The sequence below is a fragment of the Lysinibacillus sp. CNPSo 3705 genome, from assembly GCF_028674935.1.
Taxonomy (GTDB): Bacteria; Bacillota; Bacilli; order Bacillales_A; family Planococcaceae; genus Lysinibacillus.
This window is the reverse complement of the sequence record NZ_JAQZSD010000009.1, coordinates 18088-34722: the sequence shown is the minus strand read 5'-3', so window position 1 is coordinate 34722 and position 16635 is coordinate 18088. Positions and strand designations below refer to the sequence as shown.

14 protein-coding genes are annotated in these 16635 nt (G+C 36.0%); 8 read left to right on the top strand and 6 right to left on the bottom strand.

Annotated elements, in window-relative coordinates; genetic code table 11:
- Nucleotides 1-95: 95 nt before the first annotated feature.
- Both PVA17_RS05875 and PVA17_RS05870 read right to left on the bottom strand, forming a co-directional pair.
- Nucleotides 96-1616, bottom strand: coding sequence for a succinyl-CoA:acetate CoA-transferase ScpC (locus PVA17_RS05875; protein ID WP_132361592.1), 1521 nt, complete (start codon nucleotides 1614-1616; stop codon nucleotides 96-98).
- Nucleotides 1617-2053: 437 nt separating this feature from the next.
- Nucleotides 2054-2704, bottom strand: coding sequence for a LytTR family DNA-binding domain-containing protein (locus PVA17_RS05870; RefSeq protein WP_132361594.1), 651 nt, complete (start codon nucleotides 2702-2704; stop codon nucleotides 2054-2056).
- A gap of 503 nt (nucleotides 2705-3207) precedes the next feature.
- On the opposite strand from PVA17_RS05870, the gene PVA17_RS05865 reads away from it, so the two are divergent.
- From PVA17_RS05865 to PVA17_RS05850, 4 genes are all read left to right on the top strand, one after another.
- On the top strand, nucleotides 3208-4002 hold the full coding sequence (locus tag PVA17_RS05865) for a helix-turn-helix transcriptional regulator (RefSeq protein ID WP_132361596.1): 795 nt from the start codon (nucleotides 3208-3210) through the stop codon (nucleotides 4000-4002).
- A 176-nt stretch (nucleotides 4003-4178) separates the two neighbouring features.
- Nucleotides 4179-4934 (top strand): membrane protein insertase YidC, encoded by a 756-nt coding sequence (yidC, locus tag PVA17_RS05860; protein WP_132361598.1) that lies wholly within the window; start codon nucleotides 4179-4181, stop codon nucleotides 4932-4934.
- 58 nt (nucleotides 4935-4992) lie between these two features.
- Nucleotides 4993-5241, top strand: a complete 249-nt coding sequence (locus PVA17_RS05855) for a hypothetical protein (RefSeq protein ID WP_132361600.1) — start codon at nucleotides 4993-4995, stop codon at nucleotides 5239-5241.
- Between the two features lie 282 nt (nucleotides 5242-5523).
- Nucleotides 5524-6300: a M15 family metallopeptidase gene (locus PVA17_RS05850; RefSeq protein WP_132361602.1), complete on the top strand. Its 777-nt coding sequence runs from the start codon at nucleotides 5524-5526 to the stop codon at nucleotides 6298-6300.
- Nucleotides 6301-6356: 56 nt separating this feature from the next.
- Here the strand turns inward: PVA17_RS05850 and cls are convergent, their stop codons facing one another.
- From cls to PVA17_RS05835, 3 genes are all read right to left on the bottom strand, one after another.
- A complete protein-coding gene (cls, locus tag PVA17_RS05845; protein WP_132361604.1) occupies nucleotides 6357-7814 on the bottom strand; it encodes a cardiolipin synthase in 1458 nt (485 codons plus the stop codon).
- 187 nt (nucleotides 7815-8001) lie between these two features.
- On the bottom strand, nucleotides 8002-8793 hold the full coding sequence (locus PVA17_RS05840; protein WP_132361606.1) for a YwqG family protein: 792 nt from the start codon (nucleotides 8791-8793) through the stop codon (nucleotides 8002-8004).
- A gap of 306 nt (nucleotides 8794-9099) precedes the next feature.
- A complete protein-coding gene (locus PVA17_RS05835; protein WP_274067145.1) occupies nucleotides 9100-10260 on the bottom strand; it encodes an MFS transporter in 1161 nt (386 codons plus the stop codon).
- 619 nt (nucleotides 10261-10879) lie between these two features.
- On the opposite strand from PVA17_RS05835, the gene PVA17_RS05830 reads away from it, so the two are divergent.
- Nucleotides 10880-11017 (top strand): Lmo0850 family protein, encoded by a 138-nt coding sequence (locus PVA17_RS05830; protein WP_166672133.1) that lies wholly within the window; start codon nucleotides 10880-10882, stop codon nucleotides 11015-11017.
- 61 nt (nucleotides 11018-11078) lie between these two features.
- On the opposite strand, the gene PVA17_RS05825 is transcribed toward PVA17_RS05830, so the two are convergent.
- On the bottom strand, nucleotides 11079-12266 hold the full coding sequence (locus PVA17_RS05825; RefSeq protein ID WP_132361610.1) for an FtsW/RodA/SpoVE family cell cycle protein: 1188 nt from the start codon (nucleotides 12264-12266) through the stop codon (nucleotides 11079-11081).
- A 549-nt stretch (nucleotides 12267-12815) separates the two neighbouring features.
- On the opposite strand from PVA17_RS05825, the gene PVA17_RS05820 reads away from it, so the two are divergent.
- From PVA17_RS05820 to PVA17_RS05810, 3 genes are all read left to right on the top strand, one after another.
- A complete protein-coding gene (locus tag PVA17_RS05820; RefSeq protein ID WP_274067144.1) occupies nucleotides 12816-13568 on the top strand; it encodes a hypothetical protein in 753 nt (250 codons plus the stop codon).
- A gap of 579 nt (nucleotides 13569-14147) precedes the next feature.
- Nucleotides 14148-15227 (top strand): D-alanine--D-alanine ligase, encoded by a 1080-nt coding sequence (locus PVA17_RS05815; RefSeq protein ID WP_274067143.1) that lies wholly within the window; start codon nucleotides 14148-14150, stop codon nucleotides 15225-15227.
- An 11-nt stretch (nucleotides 15228-15238) separates the two neighbouring features.
- Complete coding sequence (locus PVA17_RS05810; protein WP_132361616.1) at nucleotides 15239-16606, top strand: UDP-N-acetylmuramoyl-tripeptide--D-alanyl-D-alanine ligase; 1368 nt, start codon at nucleotides 15239-15241, stop codon at nucleotides 16604-16606.
- The last annotated feature ends 29 nt before the right edge of the window (nucleotides 16607-16635 follow it).

Sequence of the window (16635 nt, the reverse complement as noted above, 5' to 3'; positions counted from 1 at the left end):
ATTTAAAGATAGTCCAACACTGATTATACCATTCTCGTCAAAAAAGAACGCCTCATAAGTTTTTCAACTTATGAGGCGTTTCTGAATGATGAAAATTAAGCTTTAGCAACTTCTTTTTTCATCGTTTTATTTTTAGCAAGATTTACGTGCCAAGAAAGTGCTTCCTCTAAAATATGAGGTGTTTGATGGCCGCCCGTTGCTTCTAGAGCACGGTTATAGTAATCCCAAAGTTGTTCTTTGTAATCTGGGTGTGCACAGTTTTCAATAATTAAAGGTACACGCTCTTGCGGTGCAAGACCACGTAAGTCAGCAATACCTTGCTCAGTTACGATGACATCAACATCATGCTCAGTGTGGTCTACGTGAGAAACCATTGGCACGATTGAAGAGATAGCGCCGCCTTTTGCGTATGATTTAGTAACGAAAATACCTAGACGTGCGTTACGTGCAAAGTCGCCTGAACCACCGATACCGTTCATCATACGAGTACCAGATACGTGTGTTGAGTTTACGTTGCCATAGATATCTAATTCAAGAGCAGTGTTGATTGAGATTAGACCCAAACGACGGATAAGCTCTGGGTGGTTAGAAATTTCTTGTGGACGTAAGCAAATTTTATCAGCGTATTTCTCTAGGTTGCCATATACTTTTTTCTGTAATTCTTCAGTCAGTGTAATTGAAGTAGCTGCCGCAAATTTAACTTTACCAGCATCAATTAAGTTGAATACAGCATCTTGAAGTACTTCAGAAGCAACAACTAAATCTTCAAATTCTGAATTTGCGAAGCCGTCAAGTACAGCGTTTGCAACAGAACCTACACCAGATTGTAATGGCATTAATTGTTTTGTTAAGCGACCAGCTTTAATTTCATCGCGGAAGAAGTCTAATAAAATGTTCGCCATTGTTTGTGTTTCTTCATCTGGAGGAACGATTAATGAAGGAGCATCTGGCTCTTCAGAAATAACAATCGCTTTAATTTTAGCTGGATCTACTTTAATACCGATGTCACCAATGCGTTGCATAGCATCAGTCATTGGGATTGCTTCACGTTGACCTTGCTCACCTGGAACATAGATATCGTGGATACCTATTAAAGCTTCTGGATGAGAGATATTTAATTCGACAATAATATTTTCAGCGTAATCAGCGAAGATCGGTGAGTTACCTACAGAGTTTGTTGGGATAATAAGTCCATCTTCTGTAATCGCAACAGCTTCAAGAATTAAATATTTAATTGGTCCAATAATTCCTTGACGAACTAATTCAGCGTTATGTGAAAGATGAGCGTCAACATATAGGACGTCACCAGTATTAATTAAATTACGGATAGTTGCGTCTCCTTGGAATGGTCCACGTTTGCGGATAACACCAGCATCAGCTAAGTATTTATCTACTTCAGGTCCTAAAGAAGCTCCTGTATATACATCAATTTTGAATTTTTCGTTTTTAGCGCGCTCTACTAAAGCCATAGGAACAACTTTTGCGTCACCCGCACGAGTGAATCCACTCATACCAACTACATCACCATCTGAAATCAGTGCTGCAGCTTCTTCAGCAGTAACAATTTTACTTTCAAGTTCTTTTAAGCCTAGGCGTTTTTGAACATTTGCATCCATAAAAAAATCCTCCCCTAAAATGTTTGATGGAAACCGATTACAAAACTAGAAAAAACGTGTAAGAATTTTCTGTTTATTCAGTTGTAGTATGACTCCAACCATTTGAATAATACTATCACCAAATTGTCACAAAAACTTTAGAAATAGCATTAAATTGAGTAAAAAGAGGAAAAATGAGCATAAAAACGAATTTTCGACAGAGAAAACGGTTTAATGTAGAGTTGCTTTATTTTTGGAGAGTTTATAACAACAATAGGAAGGAAGTGATTTCCGTTCCGGCTAGGCCTTTATTGTTGTGCTGCCGCTTCGCTTTCGTACAGAGCAAAGCTTTCTGGGGCGTCCGTTGAGCTTGAACCAATGTCATTTCAAGCTATTGTGCTGAGGAACTTAAAAAAAGTACAGCGAACAATCAAAATGGCTCGCTGTACTTTACAAAATTAGAAACCTAAAGAACGTCGGAAGTAACTTGCATAGCGTTGGCTAACAGGAATTCGTGTACCGTCTTTCATGATTAATAAAAACGTTGAATGTGAGTCTGGTTGGATTTCATCAATGTAGTCAATGTTAACGATATAAGAGCGGTGACAACGTATAAATGAGTCAGGGGCTAAAAATAGCTCAAGATCACTTAGGTTTAAGCGGTGATATCCTTCACGACTCATTGTTTTAACAAATGTTTTTCGGAGCTGTGTTTCAAGATAAATGACCTGATCATGCTTGATTGGGTACCAACAATCGTCAATTTTGATTGTAATGTAATTCGTTAAAAATGCTGACGGCTTTTGTGGGAAGATCGCAGTGATAGCACCCTTTGTTTCTCCTTCTTCCATTAAAGGAATACTCATGCCGTAATAGGCTACCCCAAATACATCAGGTTCAATATAAGAGCTAATCTTTTGCCCATAGTTTAACGCTTTATGAGCAGCAGAACCTTCTTTAATCGGATCGCCAGGTTTAATTTTTAAATCAACTTTTTTACTCGGTTGGTAGTACAAGTATTCGTTTGTATCGGAAATTGCAATGGAAGTATTCTCAGGGAAGAATTCCTTAATAATCTCCATAATTTCTTCTATTTGTTTTGGTTCCAATTTTAACACCTCGTCTAAACTTTTAAAAATAGTATTATCATCTATTTTACTACATATTCGTATAAATTATATAGAGAAGATTTCGGAATAAAAAAGAGAAATGTCGATTGATGAAATATAAAGTTGTAAAATTCATTACATAATTTGTAACATATTTTAAATAATTACTAATTCATTTTGGTATGAATATGGTAAAATCTAAATATAGGTAAATAAGTTTACGATGTTTCTACTATGTGTATATGATAAATTAGAACTAGTACTAGAGACAAAATGTGGTTGAAAGGAAATCGCAGAATATGGTAAAATTCACTTTATAGTCTATTTTTTTTGTAAACTAGTGGTTTAGTTGGGTTATTTTTAAGTTATATTCAATTATATAATTGTGAAATATGACTCAATTCATACAATTATTAAGGAAATACTATTTTCTTATATGAAATAGATAGGTGTCAAAAAATGTAAAAGCAATTCGTGCAATCTGAAGAAAGATGGGGAAGATTATGCAACTACATCAACATTCTATGTCAGAAACGATATCCAAAAGATACTTTCAAGAAATCGATAGTATTAATCAATACATCGGTATAGAAGAATTTTTTAATATTGAGTCGAAATTAATATTTGAAATTTACCATTTAGAATCGGCAAAAGCTAAAAAATCTTTGCATGAATTAATTGATATTCTTTCAATACGTTTTGGCAAACAAGTCATTAAAATTGTTCGAAGTTATTTTTCTGTTTTGTCGTCAATTGTTGCTCGTAAATTGCTAGACAATCAAGTTCCTTCGAAGAAAGCATTTGCTTTTAACATTGCTTGTAATGATATGATCGAAAATCAAATGAAAGACGCAGAATTTTTACAATTTGCTGATGATTTAATCGATTTCTTTGTCTATTTTATTGCGGATCGCAAGCAACCGACTTTCCGTCACCAAACAGTTAATAAGGTAATTATGTATATAAATGATGAATTAGAAAATGACTTAACAGTGGAAAGCATCGCAAATAACTTCCATATTAGTACTAGTCACTTATCGCGTATTTTTAGAGAACATGTTGGTATTACACTAGTTGAATATTTAAATGTTCGTCGAGTAGAAGAGTCACAGTACTATTTAAGGCACACAAATAAAAGTATTACTTCTATTTCAGATCAATTCCATTTCTGTAACCAAAGTTATTTTACCCGCATCTTTAAAAAATATACTGGGGTAACACCTAAACATTTCCGAGATGAACTACATCACGAGTTTTATCGTTTTGAGATGGCGGAATCAGAGCTTCAAAACGTCTAAAGTCCGAAATATAAATGGATAATAAATAAGATTAATAAAAAGGATGCGGACGCATTAGCGATGCTAAAGCGCGCATCTTTTTTTATACGATGGAATAAGTGGCACTTGCTATTTGATAAAGATAGGCCAGATAATGTATACTTCATTTTAGTTGATAAATAATAGTAGGTGGAAAAATGAAAAATTTGAAGCTATTTTCAATGCTTGGACTCGCCGTTTTTGTTCTTAGTGGCTGTCAAGCTGTGCAAAACAAAGAAGGTTTTTTCTATAGTGTCTTTGTAAAACCAATGGAATTTTTATTAGAATTTTTCGGTAACACGTTTTCAGGCAGCTATGGCTTAGCAATCATTGCTATTACGGTCCTTATTCGTTTAATCTTAATGCCGATTATGTTAAAAAATTACCGTTCCCAGCAAAAGATGAAATTGAAAATGGATGCGTTTAAGCCTGAAATGGAAGCTGTTCAGAAAAAGATGAAGGAAGCAAAGACAAAAGAAGAGCAAACGCAGTATCAACAAGAAATGATGGCATTATATCAAAAACATGGTATCAATCCACTCAACATGGGCTGTTTACCAATGTTAATTCAAATGCCAATTATTATGGGTCTTTATTTCTCCATTTTATATTCTACAGACGTGAAGGCACACGAATTTTTATGGTTTAGCTTAGGTTCACCTGATATCGCTATGACAATTGTCGCGGGTCTTGTTTATTTAGTTCAAGCACGTGTATCATTATGGACAGTACCAGAGCAACAAAAAGCACAAATGAAAATGTTTATTTATATTTCACCAATTATGATTGTCTTTATCTCGATGACATCTATGGCAGCCCTACCACTTTACTGGTCAGTCAGCGGTGCGTTGTTGATTATTCAAACATATATCGGTCGAAAATTTTATTCGGAGCATCCGGAAAAAGTAGACTAATAAAATAATTTTTGTCGAGGCACCTATGTAGCCTCGATTTTTTTAGGAGGACAGCAAGATGAACATAAAGTTGCTATCATCTATTCTAGTCGCGATTTTTAGTATTGCGGCTATCGTATTTATTATCATGGGTAATTTTAATTTTGCAGTATTGGCAATGACTATTATGTTTGCCGTATCGAATGGCTTTAGGGCAAAAAGTTTTAAAGAGCAAGGCTATGTAAAAGAGGCAAAATGGATGAAGTACATGGCAATCTTTTTCTCAATTGCTTCTATAGTAGTGTTGATTATTATTCTCACAGACTAACAGAGTAACATCAATTTGCCTTGGCATCGGAGGCTTAAACTTCTTTCTGTAATTATTTTTTGTAGCGACAGGTACAAGTGTTTGATTGCGTAAAGAAGTTTAAAAATAATTGGTGAAAACCTCACTCTAAATTGTGAACAGTGGTAAAATGAGACTATATCAATATAGTAAAAACTAGTATCGGTACTTACTGAAGGACTGCTCTTTCTACAATAGATTTGATTCTTTAAAAGAAAATCCTTACTATGTAGTACTGGATAACTTTAAAAGGGGTAAAAAATAGTGAAAAAGAAACGTTTACCACTCATCCTTGGTGCTGTAATCTCAGTGGCGCTTATTGTCTCTATTTTTGTAGTGTATAACTATAAAAATAAACAAGTAAGTAATGCATCAGATGAAGAAAAACAACAAACAGCAGAACCATCTAAAAAAGATTCAGTTGCAAAAGAAGAGCCGAAAAAAACAGCAGATAATCCTGTGAAGCCAGAGCAGAAGACAGATAAAAATGGCTATGTACCAAATCAGACATTACCAACTGAGCCGACATATATTAACGGTATTTTATTAGCGAATAAAATATATCCGCTACCATCTACCTTTGCGCCTGAAGAAAATCCTGAGGCACGTCAAGCTCTAAACAAAATGTTTGCGGCAGCAAAACAACAAGGTTTTGATTTAGTGGCATTTAGCGGCTATCGATCTTTTGAATATCAAACAACATTATATAATAACTATGCTAAACGTGATGGGCAAGCGGCTGCTGATCGCTATAGTGCTCGACCAGGTTATTCAGAACATCAAACAGGTTTGGCCTTTGATATAGGGGAAAACGGCAAAAATAGTTTATGGCTAACTGAAGAATTTGGTGAGACGCCAGCTGGACAATGGTTATTTACGCATGCTCAGGACTACGGCTTTATTTTACGATTCCCCAAAAATAAAGAAGATATAACAGGTTATATGTATGAGTCATGGCACTATCGTTATGTTGGTGTAGACATAGCAAAAGACATTAAAAAACAAAATATTACCCTAGAAGAATATTTAGGTGTGAAATAAAAAAGGGAAGAGAGTTGTTCATTTTTAATGAACTAGCTCTCTTCCTTTTCTACATTCTACAAGATAGGTGTTAATAAACGTGAAATTGATTCTTTAAATTTAATCAGTGTAGAACGGTTTTTGTACATTTCCCAAGTTAATTCAGTGCAATCAAAAATATCCTTTTCAAACAGCTCAGCAAGCTGATGTGAAATCGTTGAGTCATAGATAAATGCATTAACTTCAAAATTCAAACTGAAACTTCGTACGTCAAGGTTTGCAGTTCCGACTGTAGATGCTTCATCATCAATAATAATTGCTTTAGCATGAATAAAGCCCTTCTCGTAAATATAAACTTTTGCACCTGCACGCAATAATTGTCCTACGTATGAGTATGTAGCCCAATAAACAAACATATGATCAGGCTTATTCGGAATCATGATCCTTACATCTATACCTGAAAGCGTCGCAATTTTAATAGCTTCTAAAAAACTAACATCGGGTATAAAATATGGCGTTTGGATATATATATATTTTTTCGCCATATTAATAAGCTTTAAATAACCAATTTTAATTTGTTCCCATTCAGAGTCAGGTCCACTAGACACGATTTGTAAGCCCACATTACCTTTTTTCGGAATAGCGGGGAAGTAACGGTCCGAATAACCCATTTTATGTTGTGCGCAAGCTTGATTCCAATCAAGTAAAAAGCGTGTTTGTAATGGATGTACGGCACTACCCTCAATACGTAAATGTGTATCTCGCCAATAGCCAAATTTCTTTTGTAGACCAAGATACTCATCCCCGACATTAAAGCCCCCGATGTAACCAATACGGCCATCAATCACAACAATTTTCCGGTGATTTCTAAAATTTAAACGGGGGTTTATAAGTGGAAAAATAGATGGGAAAAATACTTCGATTTCACCGCCCGCATTAAGCAATTCTTTGAAATGGCGTTTTTTAACGTTGCGTGAGCCCATTTCATCATATAAGATTCTTACCTTAACCCCTTGTTTTGCTTTTTTTATAAGTTTATCGATAATGCTTGTACCTAAGTTATCTAGACGAAAAATATAATATTGAACGTGAATATGATCTTTTGCTACCTCAATATCTTTCAGAAGTTGCTCAAATTTATTTGCACCATCATCAAAAATATCAATGTGGTTGTCCTGTGTTAATACTGCATTATTTGTTTTAAGATGCATATAAATCATTTCTTTATAATTTTCCGCATTTTCTATACGAAACTCGAACGTATCATCTCGGATCGCTTCTGTCTGATAGCTAATGAGGTTATCGATACCAATATCCTTGCGTCCTTCCCAACGGAATAAATGCTTTCTCCGTAATTGTCGTCCGAATAGCAAGTATAAAATAAACCCACCTAAAGGAATGAAAAATAGTACGAGAATCCATGCCCATGTAGAAGTGGCATCTTTACGCTCTAAAAAAATTATGACCATTGCTGCTAAAATATTGATAAACATGATCAAAGATACTAGAAATCCAAAGTCAGTAAAAATACTCATTTCTACACCTGCCTTTACTATATTTTCGCAATATATCTAGTATAGCTTACTTTATATGCGGAAAGAAGATACGAAATTTGTTAGTAAGCATGGAAAAGGATTACCTCCGAAACTAGCGAGGTAATCCACAATCAATTTCGCCTTTTCGTAATTGTTGTAAGCTGCCGCTACATTTTTCAAATGAGGATCAATAATGCTCCCATTGAAATAAAATATCAGAAAAATCCCTTTGAAGAAGCTTCTCTCGGTTAATAAAAAACTTCCCAACGCCGCTATCTGCCCACATAATACCGATTTCATCATTAGAGTCAATTTGGAGTAACAATACATCATACCGTTTAAGGAGCTGCGATCCGTGACGGATATCTTCCTCTAAAAAATAGGCATAACCACCGATTTTAGCTCCAGCCCCTAAGAAATATTGAAGATAAATCTCTCGTAAATCAACATCTTGTGATGAAGGAATTAAGTTTGGTAAACAATGTATCGCGCGATAATCTAAAGCAGAAACAGGTTCTTGGATCGCTTGAAATTGTAATGCTAACTCCTGGCGAATAGGGAACCTGTCATCTGCTGTTTGTGCTAAAAACTCCTGTCTAGGGATGGTCGCTTCAAAATTTACAGTTGGATAAAAACGTATTTTATAAAATTGCTGAAAAATATCTTCATGATAATGATCAGCATTCACAAAAATATTAGATGAAATAAAAAATTGCAAAATACCTTGAGATGGGAAATCCTTTAGTGGTGGCATTTCTGCAAAGTTAATTTGAGCTAATAGCCGCATAGGCTCACCTGTAATATCTTTTGGATATGTTTGATAATAGGGTATATAAGGTTCCCCAGCAAATTTACTTTCCGTTAACGTAGTTGAACGTTTATATGGCGTGATAATCATCGCGGAAAGTAGTGTATCTTCAATTTCAAAACGAAACGATTCTAGCTCTTTTGGAAGTAAAAGATTTGTTATTTTGTTCATGCAGAGCCCCCCGATATTCACTTCTTTTAGCAGGATGTCTTTTAACCGAAAGCGTAGCGGCAGGTACAGAAGTCTTCCACCTCTATAGGTGGTAAATGAATGCGGTTAGCAGGAAACCATCCGCTGAAATAGAGGAACTCAGTCTCCGCCAGTCCGGTGGCAACGACTGAGTGACCAACATCTTGCTGTTACTACCGCTTCGCATAAAGCCGATTTTAGACGCAAATTATGCTAAAGCATAATTAAATGGGTCCAATATTTATTGTGTTACGAATTACTATTAAGTTACGGCTTTTTATCAATAAATTATTCAAGTCGTAAAGATTTATTTGATGCTTTAAAAATAAATATTAAAGTTATTGAAATGAATGCTACTGCTGCTGCAGTATAATAGCCTAGACTAGATTGCATCGTAAATAGCCAAGTGAAGAATAGTGGACCTAGTATGCGTCCTAGGTTATCCATTGAATAAGAAAGACCTGCAGCAGTCCCGTATTGACCACCAGATTCTTTGGTCGAAAGAGATACGACACATGTTCTTGCAAGCGCATTTCCTGCTGTGAAAACACAAAGGGCAAAACCCGCCATAATTAAATTAGCTGTTAAAGTGAATAAAAGCATACCCGCAGCTGTGACAATTTGTGCACCTATTAACCAAGTTGTCTCGCTGCCATTTTTAATACGTCTAACAACACCGCCTTGAATAGCTGCATCTACAAAGCCACTAAACATAAACAAATAACCGATTTGTAACGGTGTGATTTGAATTCGGTCAATTTGGAATAACTGGAACGTTGCTTCTACTCCGGCCAGCATAAAAGTTACTAAAAACGAGAACATAAATAAATATCGCACACGGTACTGCAGCATTTTGGCCGCACCCTTTGGCACGATGGCACGTTTATTTGTATCTTTTCGTTTTGTAGGTTCTTTTAAAATAAAACTTGCATAAATAAATAATAGTGCAATTAGTGTTGCAGAAGCGAAAAATGGTAGTTGCAGACTATAGTGTCCGAGCATACCACCAATTGCAGGACCAAAAATAAAACCGAGCCCGATGGACATGCCCATGAAACCCATATATTTATTGCGATCCTCCTCACTCGACATATCTCCTACAAAGCCTGTCACAGATGTGTATAGTGCGCCTGAGAATAAACCACCCACAACACGTGAGAAGTACAACATTGCTAAATTATCAATAAATAAAGAGAAAATAACAAAGCTTAAGCTAAAACCAGCTAGGCCTATTAATATAAGTTGTTTACGACCTACCTTATCGGACAGCATACCCCAAAATGGTGCAGTGAAAAAACTTGCAAGCGAGTACACTGTAAGTAGGCCACCTACGTGTAAATCATCCCAATTTTGCTGAACTACAACCTCAGGTAAGACCGGTATTATAATCCCGAATCCTAGGTAGACGAGGAATTGGACAGACATTAATAATAAAATTGCCTTTTTCATACAGTACCCTGCTTTCATACGATATTTTAGTATGTATATTCTACCTCTCTTGTTATTGTTATTACAAGAAAACGGAAGACAAAACAGTTTAAGTACCTATTGGAAAGTAGGGGATGACATTTGCTAAGCTGCATACTTTGTAAAGTGATTAGGACAATGTAATAGAGAAACGTGGCTAAACCAATGTATAAAAAACGGCAGACTGTTAACAATGTAACTATATTGATATTAAAAATGAATAACGAGCTTTAAAGTAACTAAATGGATTCATTCCATTTTTAATTTTTTGTATCGATTGACGCATAGTGTATTAAATTATCTCTGGGGTATACTACTAGAGGGTATATAGCTATTTAAATTTTTATGTTTAATTTTCGCCAGTTAGTGGTAAATTAGTTTGTAGGGAATTACGTTTATGAACACGATATAGTTAATGATGAGATGGTAAATAGTAAGTTAAGGAAAAATTTACATTGTAACAGAAATGAAAAATTTTAAAGCAGAGTTAAATGGTATGATAGAAAGAGATTAACTCGTCAGACATCATACACTTGCAAAAATGAAACTTTTTTGGAAATAAAACGTTATATAAATTCGAGGAAAGATTGAGGTGGAATGTATGAAAAAAGAAGTAGATTTGAAAAAGATCGTTTCGAATTTATCTAAGTTGGGTGTAACAGCCACTGTAACAAAGTCTCGACTTGAACTTTTAAAAGTGCTCACACCACCAACGCAAACTCCGCAAGTTCAAGCTTAACTCGTTCAAATTAAAAATGGGTAGTCTCGTAATTGAGACTACCCATTTTTTATATACATCATTAATCATCGTCATCGTGAGTAGTAAACATGTAAGTACGATAGTGGAAACGCATACTGAAAACAAGACCGATGGCTAACGAGTTCCCCATTAATGAACTTCCCCCATAACTGATAAACGGTAGGGGAATACCGGTAATAGGTAAAAGTTGAATTGTCATACCGATATTTTCAAGCACGTGGAATGTAATCATTGCAATAATACCGGCACATACATATGTTGAGAATGGATCTTTCAATAATAGTGTAGTTTTTGTTAAATGATAGATTAATAAAAAGAACATACAAATAACGATACTAGCACCAATAAAACCCCATTCTTCTCCGATAACCGTAAAAATAAAATCGGTATGATTTTCGGCAACATAAACCTCGCGACCACGGAAACCTTTTCCGAAAACTTCACCTGAACCAATAGCGTTTAAGGACGTAATTAAATGGTATCCCTCACTAGAAGAAAATGAATATGGATCTAACCAAGAATAGATTCGCGCAAACTGATACGGTTTAAAGCCGAATGTTTTCTCTAAAAAACTCTGCATATAGAGCGCCATCCATAAAAGAGAACCACCTACTAAAGCGCCACCTATAAAAGTCGGTAAAATAATTTTCCATGATATACCTGCTACGATAACAACAGCAGCTGTAATGGCAAAGAATACTAATGCTGAACCAAGGTCAGGCTGCTTCATGATAAGAGCTAAAGGTAGTAACAGTGTAGCAGCAATTTTACCTAGCAATATGAAGTCTGTTTTTACTGATCTAAAAGAATAAACCTCGTTGTGCTTACTAATAAGTCGAGCAAGCGCTAGAATGTAAAAGGTTTTCATAAACTCAGAGGGTTGAATATTCCCTAGAGGTGTATGATACCAGCTTTTTGCACTATTAATACGTTCACCGATTTGTCCAGGTCCTTCTGGCATGAAGATAAGCAGTACTAAAAGGGCGATGCCTGCACCGTACATATACCAAGACATTTTTTTATATTGATCAGGTTCAAAAAACATAACTACTCCAATAATTACGGAGCAAATGACGTACCATCGCAATTGTAAAGGAACATAGTTAATGCCATACTGACCTGATGTTTGCGCCGACGCAATGGCTAACAAACTTATGACTAGGAAGGTTAAAAGTATAAAAGCGAGCGTCCAGTCAAAACGATTCGCGAAATTTCGTTTATTTTCCATACAAGCCACCTAAATTAATATAGTATTTCTTCATGAGTAAATTTGATTTAAATAAATTCCAATTCAATATGCTACCAAATATATTTAACTTCTTTCAACAAAAGTCTCCCACTTCTTTCGGTGGTGAAATGCATGCGACTTTAAGCTACTTTTCAAATACCCGCAATAGAAGTCGAATCTGAAATGAGCACTTTGTGCAAGCATAAAGCTGATTCCGAACGTAATTATGCCAAGGCCAAATTGATAAGGAGTTATTCACCTTAGGTCAAGAGGTAAATATGGATGCCGAAGAAAGTTTGTTAACAATGAGGTTCAATGCTTGCCTTTAGCTTATAATCCTCGCAGTTATTTGTAAGAATGAATAGAATTATATTCTTAAAAATTTGTTCATTCAGAGTGGTTAAAAACAGATTTACAACAGCATCTTTAACATTCATATTATACCTTAAAAAACATTTTTACGCCTATGAATATTGTTATGACGATTATTAGCATAAAATGTTTCAAAAAATTCATGTTTAGTTTTATAATGTAGTGAAGAATGGGGTGATGGTTGTGGCTAAAAAATTGAAGTCAGCTGACGATTTTATGTATCATGTTTATGTTCATATGAATGATGTTGATAAATTTGTTATTTTTAGCGGGCTTAAATTCTCGCAATTTGTGGCTGCACTTGAACCATTGCATCACTTACTGTTATTGAAACATTCCTATGAAGATGGTTCCTTTAATATGCATACACAGTTTGATTATGTACCGGAGGAGGAAGTACCTCAGTTTGTAAAGAAAGCTACTGAATCCAAAGAATTATGTTGGATAGACTTTATGGATGAAAAGAGGCTAGACCAACTAACACCGATGGAACAAGGAGAATTGCTTTACATAAGTCATAAAAAGGAACCGATAACTTCACCATTTTTTAATAAATTGCAAAATCAATTTGTCTACTATTCTTCAGATTTAGAGAAAATGACTAAAATTTATTTTCGCCATTTAAGTGATTTCGATTTACTCATTGCGAATGTTTTGAACAGTTTGATTCGTGAAAAGGAGCGTAGCACTGGTTTTTGGCGACGGAAAGTGAAATCGAGTATTCCTTCTATTTCACCTGAATTTTTGCGTGCTTATCGTTCTTTTACTAAAGACGGAGCACTGTTATCATTGTATCGAATTGAAAAACCTAAAGTAGCTTACGGTATCGAAATTCGCAATCTGTCAGAAAACTCCTTTCCTGATGAGGTATGGGATGATTTAAATACAATTTTGAAAAATGAGCACGATGAATTGATTTATATTATTTAACTTCTTTCAGCGGGTATCCTTGAAATAGAGGAACTCTAAGAAGCCACATCCTGTGGTAACGACTGAGTGACCAACATCAGCCGTTGACTCCTTCGCTTTCGCGCAAAAAACATCTGCCCGGCGGATTTCACGAAATGAGATGGGCGTTCACAGAGGGGATGTTAGCCTAAAATCATCGCATCCATGCGATAACGGTTAACTGACGAGGCCTAAGCACAAAGCTGATACCTAATGCAATTATGCCCAGGCAATTGATCTATTCATTTTACGTAGAATGAATATACACTAAATCTCACCGTCAAAATACGGTGAGATTTTTATCTTCAGTCAGTTTTTTTTGTAGCGAAAGCAAAGCGTCAGCTACACAAAACACTACCTTTCCCTGGTGGCGAGATGAATGAGGATGTGGTACCTTTTCAAAGGGTATCCAAACACCTAGTAAAATAGAGGATGTTAGGCTAAAAACTTCACATCCTCACAAAATTTGGATGTAATTACACCAAGGTGAAATTGATGTCATTTGTCAAGACGTTTCATGATAAACTAATAGTACTCAAGAAGTATGCGGAGGGCACAAAAATGAAAAAAAGAATCGGTTTATTATACGGTGGAAAGTCGGCGGAGCATGAGGTGTCATTATCGACAGCACGTGCAGTCACTGGAGCTTTGAATTTCGAGGAGTATGAAGTATATCCGATTTTCATTACACTTGAAGGAGAGTGGCGCCGCGGCGAGCGTCTAAATAAACCTGCAAGTACAATTGAAGAATTACAATTTGGTGATGATGCCACTATTTTAGAAAATAATATTACAACTTTTTTAATGGATAAAGATGGTAAAACTGTACAATTCGATGTAATTTTCCCATTACTTCATGGTACTAATGGTGAAGATGGAACTGTTCAAGGTTTACTTGAGGTTCTAAATTTGCCGTATGTAGGAAATGGTGTATTAGCATCAGCAACTGGCATGGATAAAGTAATCATGAAGCAATTATTTGAAATTGCCGGCTTACCACAAGTACCGTATACGTACTTCATTCGTAGCGAATGGGCTAATGAACAGGAGGCAATCCTGGATCGTTGTGAAGAAAAGTTGAAGTGGCCGATGTTTGTGAAACCTGCAAACTTGGGATCAAGTGTCGGAATTAACAAGGCAACAAACCGCGATGAATTAGTGAAGGCAATCGAAATCGCTTTACAGTATGATCGAAAAATTGTAATTGAGCAAGGTATTGTCGCTCGTGAAATTGAACTAGCTGTGCTAGGAAATGACTTCCCGGAAGTTTCTGTACCTGGTGAAATTAAACCTGTTACTGAATTTTATGATTATGACTCTAAATATAAAGATGGCTCAACAGCCCTTATTATTCCAGCAGAGGTTCCTGAAGATACTGTATCAAGCTTACAGGAGCTAGCAAAACGTGCGTTCAAAGCTATTGATGGAAGCGGTTTAGTTCGTGCGGACTTTTTTGTGACGGCCGATAACAGCATTTATATTAACGAAGTGAATACAATGCCAGGTTTTACACCTGTTAGCATGTATCCTCTTCTATGGCAGCATACAAATGTAAGCTACCCAGAGCTGATTAATCGTCTGATTACATTAGCAATTGAACGTTTTGAAGAAAAACAACAGCTTCACTATAAAAAAGACTGAGTGGGATTATTGTGAAAAAAACATTAAAACAGTTAGCTACATGGTTAAATGAAGATGTGCCAGCTTTTGGTGATACGGTAGTATCAGGAATTTCCATTGATACACGTACAATTCAACAAGGGGACCTGTTTGTACCATTTCGTGGAGAGACGGCCAATGGGCATAAATTTGTTCTGCAGGCCTTTGAAAAAGGAGCGGGTGCTTCTCTTTGGCAGAAAGATGAACCAAATCCACCACAAGGTGTACCATTACTCTTTGTAGATGATCCAGAAATAGCGCTTCAGCAAATGGCTCGTGCCTATCGTAGTGAGCATAAAGCGAAATTTATTGGCATTACTGGTTCAAACGGTAAAACATCAACGAAAGATATTTTAGCGGGAACGCTAACACCATTTTTTAAAGTACAAAAGACCATTGGGAATTTTAATAATGAACTAGGTTTACCTATTACAGTTTTACAGCTAGATGAAGATACTGATGTTGCTGTGCTTGAAATGGGTATGAGTGGTTTTGGTGAAATAGAATTTTTAACGAAGCTTGCTCGTCCACATATGACGGTTATTACAAACATTGGCGAGGCTCATATGCAAGATTTAGGCTCACGTGCCGGAATCGCTAAAGCCAAGTTTGAAATAATTCAAGGAATGCAACCGGATGGAGTGCTATTTTATGATGGAGATGAACCGCTACTTCAAGAACTAGTTGCGAAAGAGCAGCAGTTAAATGCAGTGGCATTTGGCTTAGAGCACAGCAATCTACTGTATGCAGACAATATTGAAGCGACTTCTGATGGTAGTGGCTTCTCTACACATGGTGTAATAGAAGGAGATTTCTTTATTTCCGTTCTCGGGAAGCACCAGGTGAAAAATACATTAGTCGCTATGTTAATTTCTCAAAAGTTAGGTTTAAACGATGACCAAATTCGTGCATCCTTAAAACAAGTAGCTCTAACGGATATGCGCATGCAACAAGTGAATGGATCAAATGGGGCATTGTTTATTAATGATGCATACAATGCTGCACCAACCTCTATGAAGGCGGCTATTCAATTTGTAGCATCGACAACGATTCGTCCAGAAAAATGGCTTGTGTTAGGTGATATGCTGGAGCTTGGCCCAAATGAAAAGCATTTCCATGAAGATTTATCGAAGGATATTCATGCAGAAGAAATCGCTTATGTATGTTTATTTGGCCCGCGAATGGCTTATTTGAATGAAGTCTTAAAAGAGCGTTTTGATGAGGGACATTTGCTATATGTTGAGGATGATTATACGCCAATTATCGAAAAACTACAGCAAGCTAATGAGAAGTCTATCGTTTTACTAAAAGGCTCTCGGGGTATGAAATTAGAAACAATCTTACGTGCATTCACGTCATAAAATGAAATAGGAATCGGTGGGATACGCTC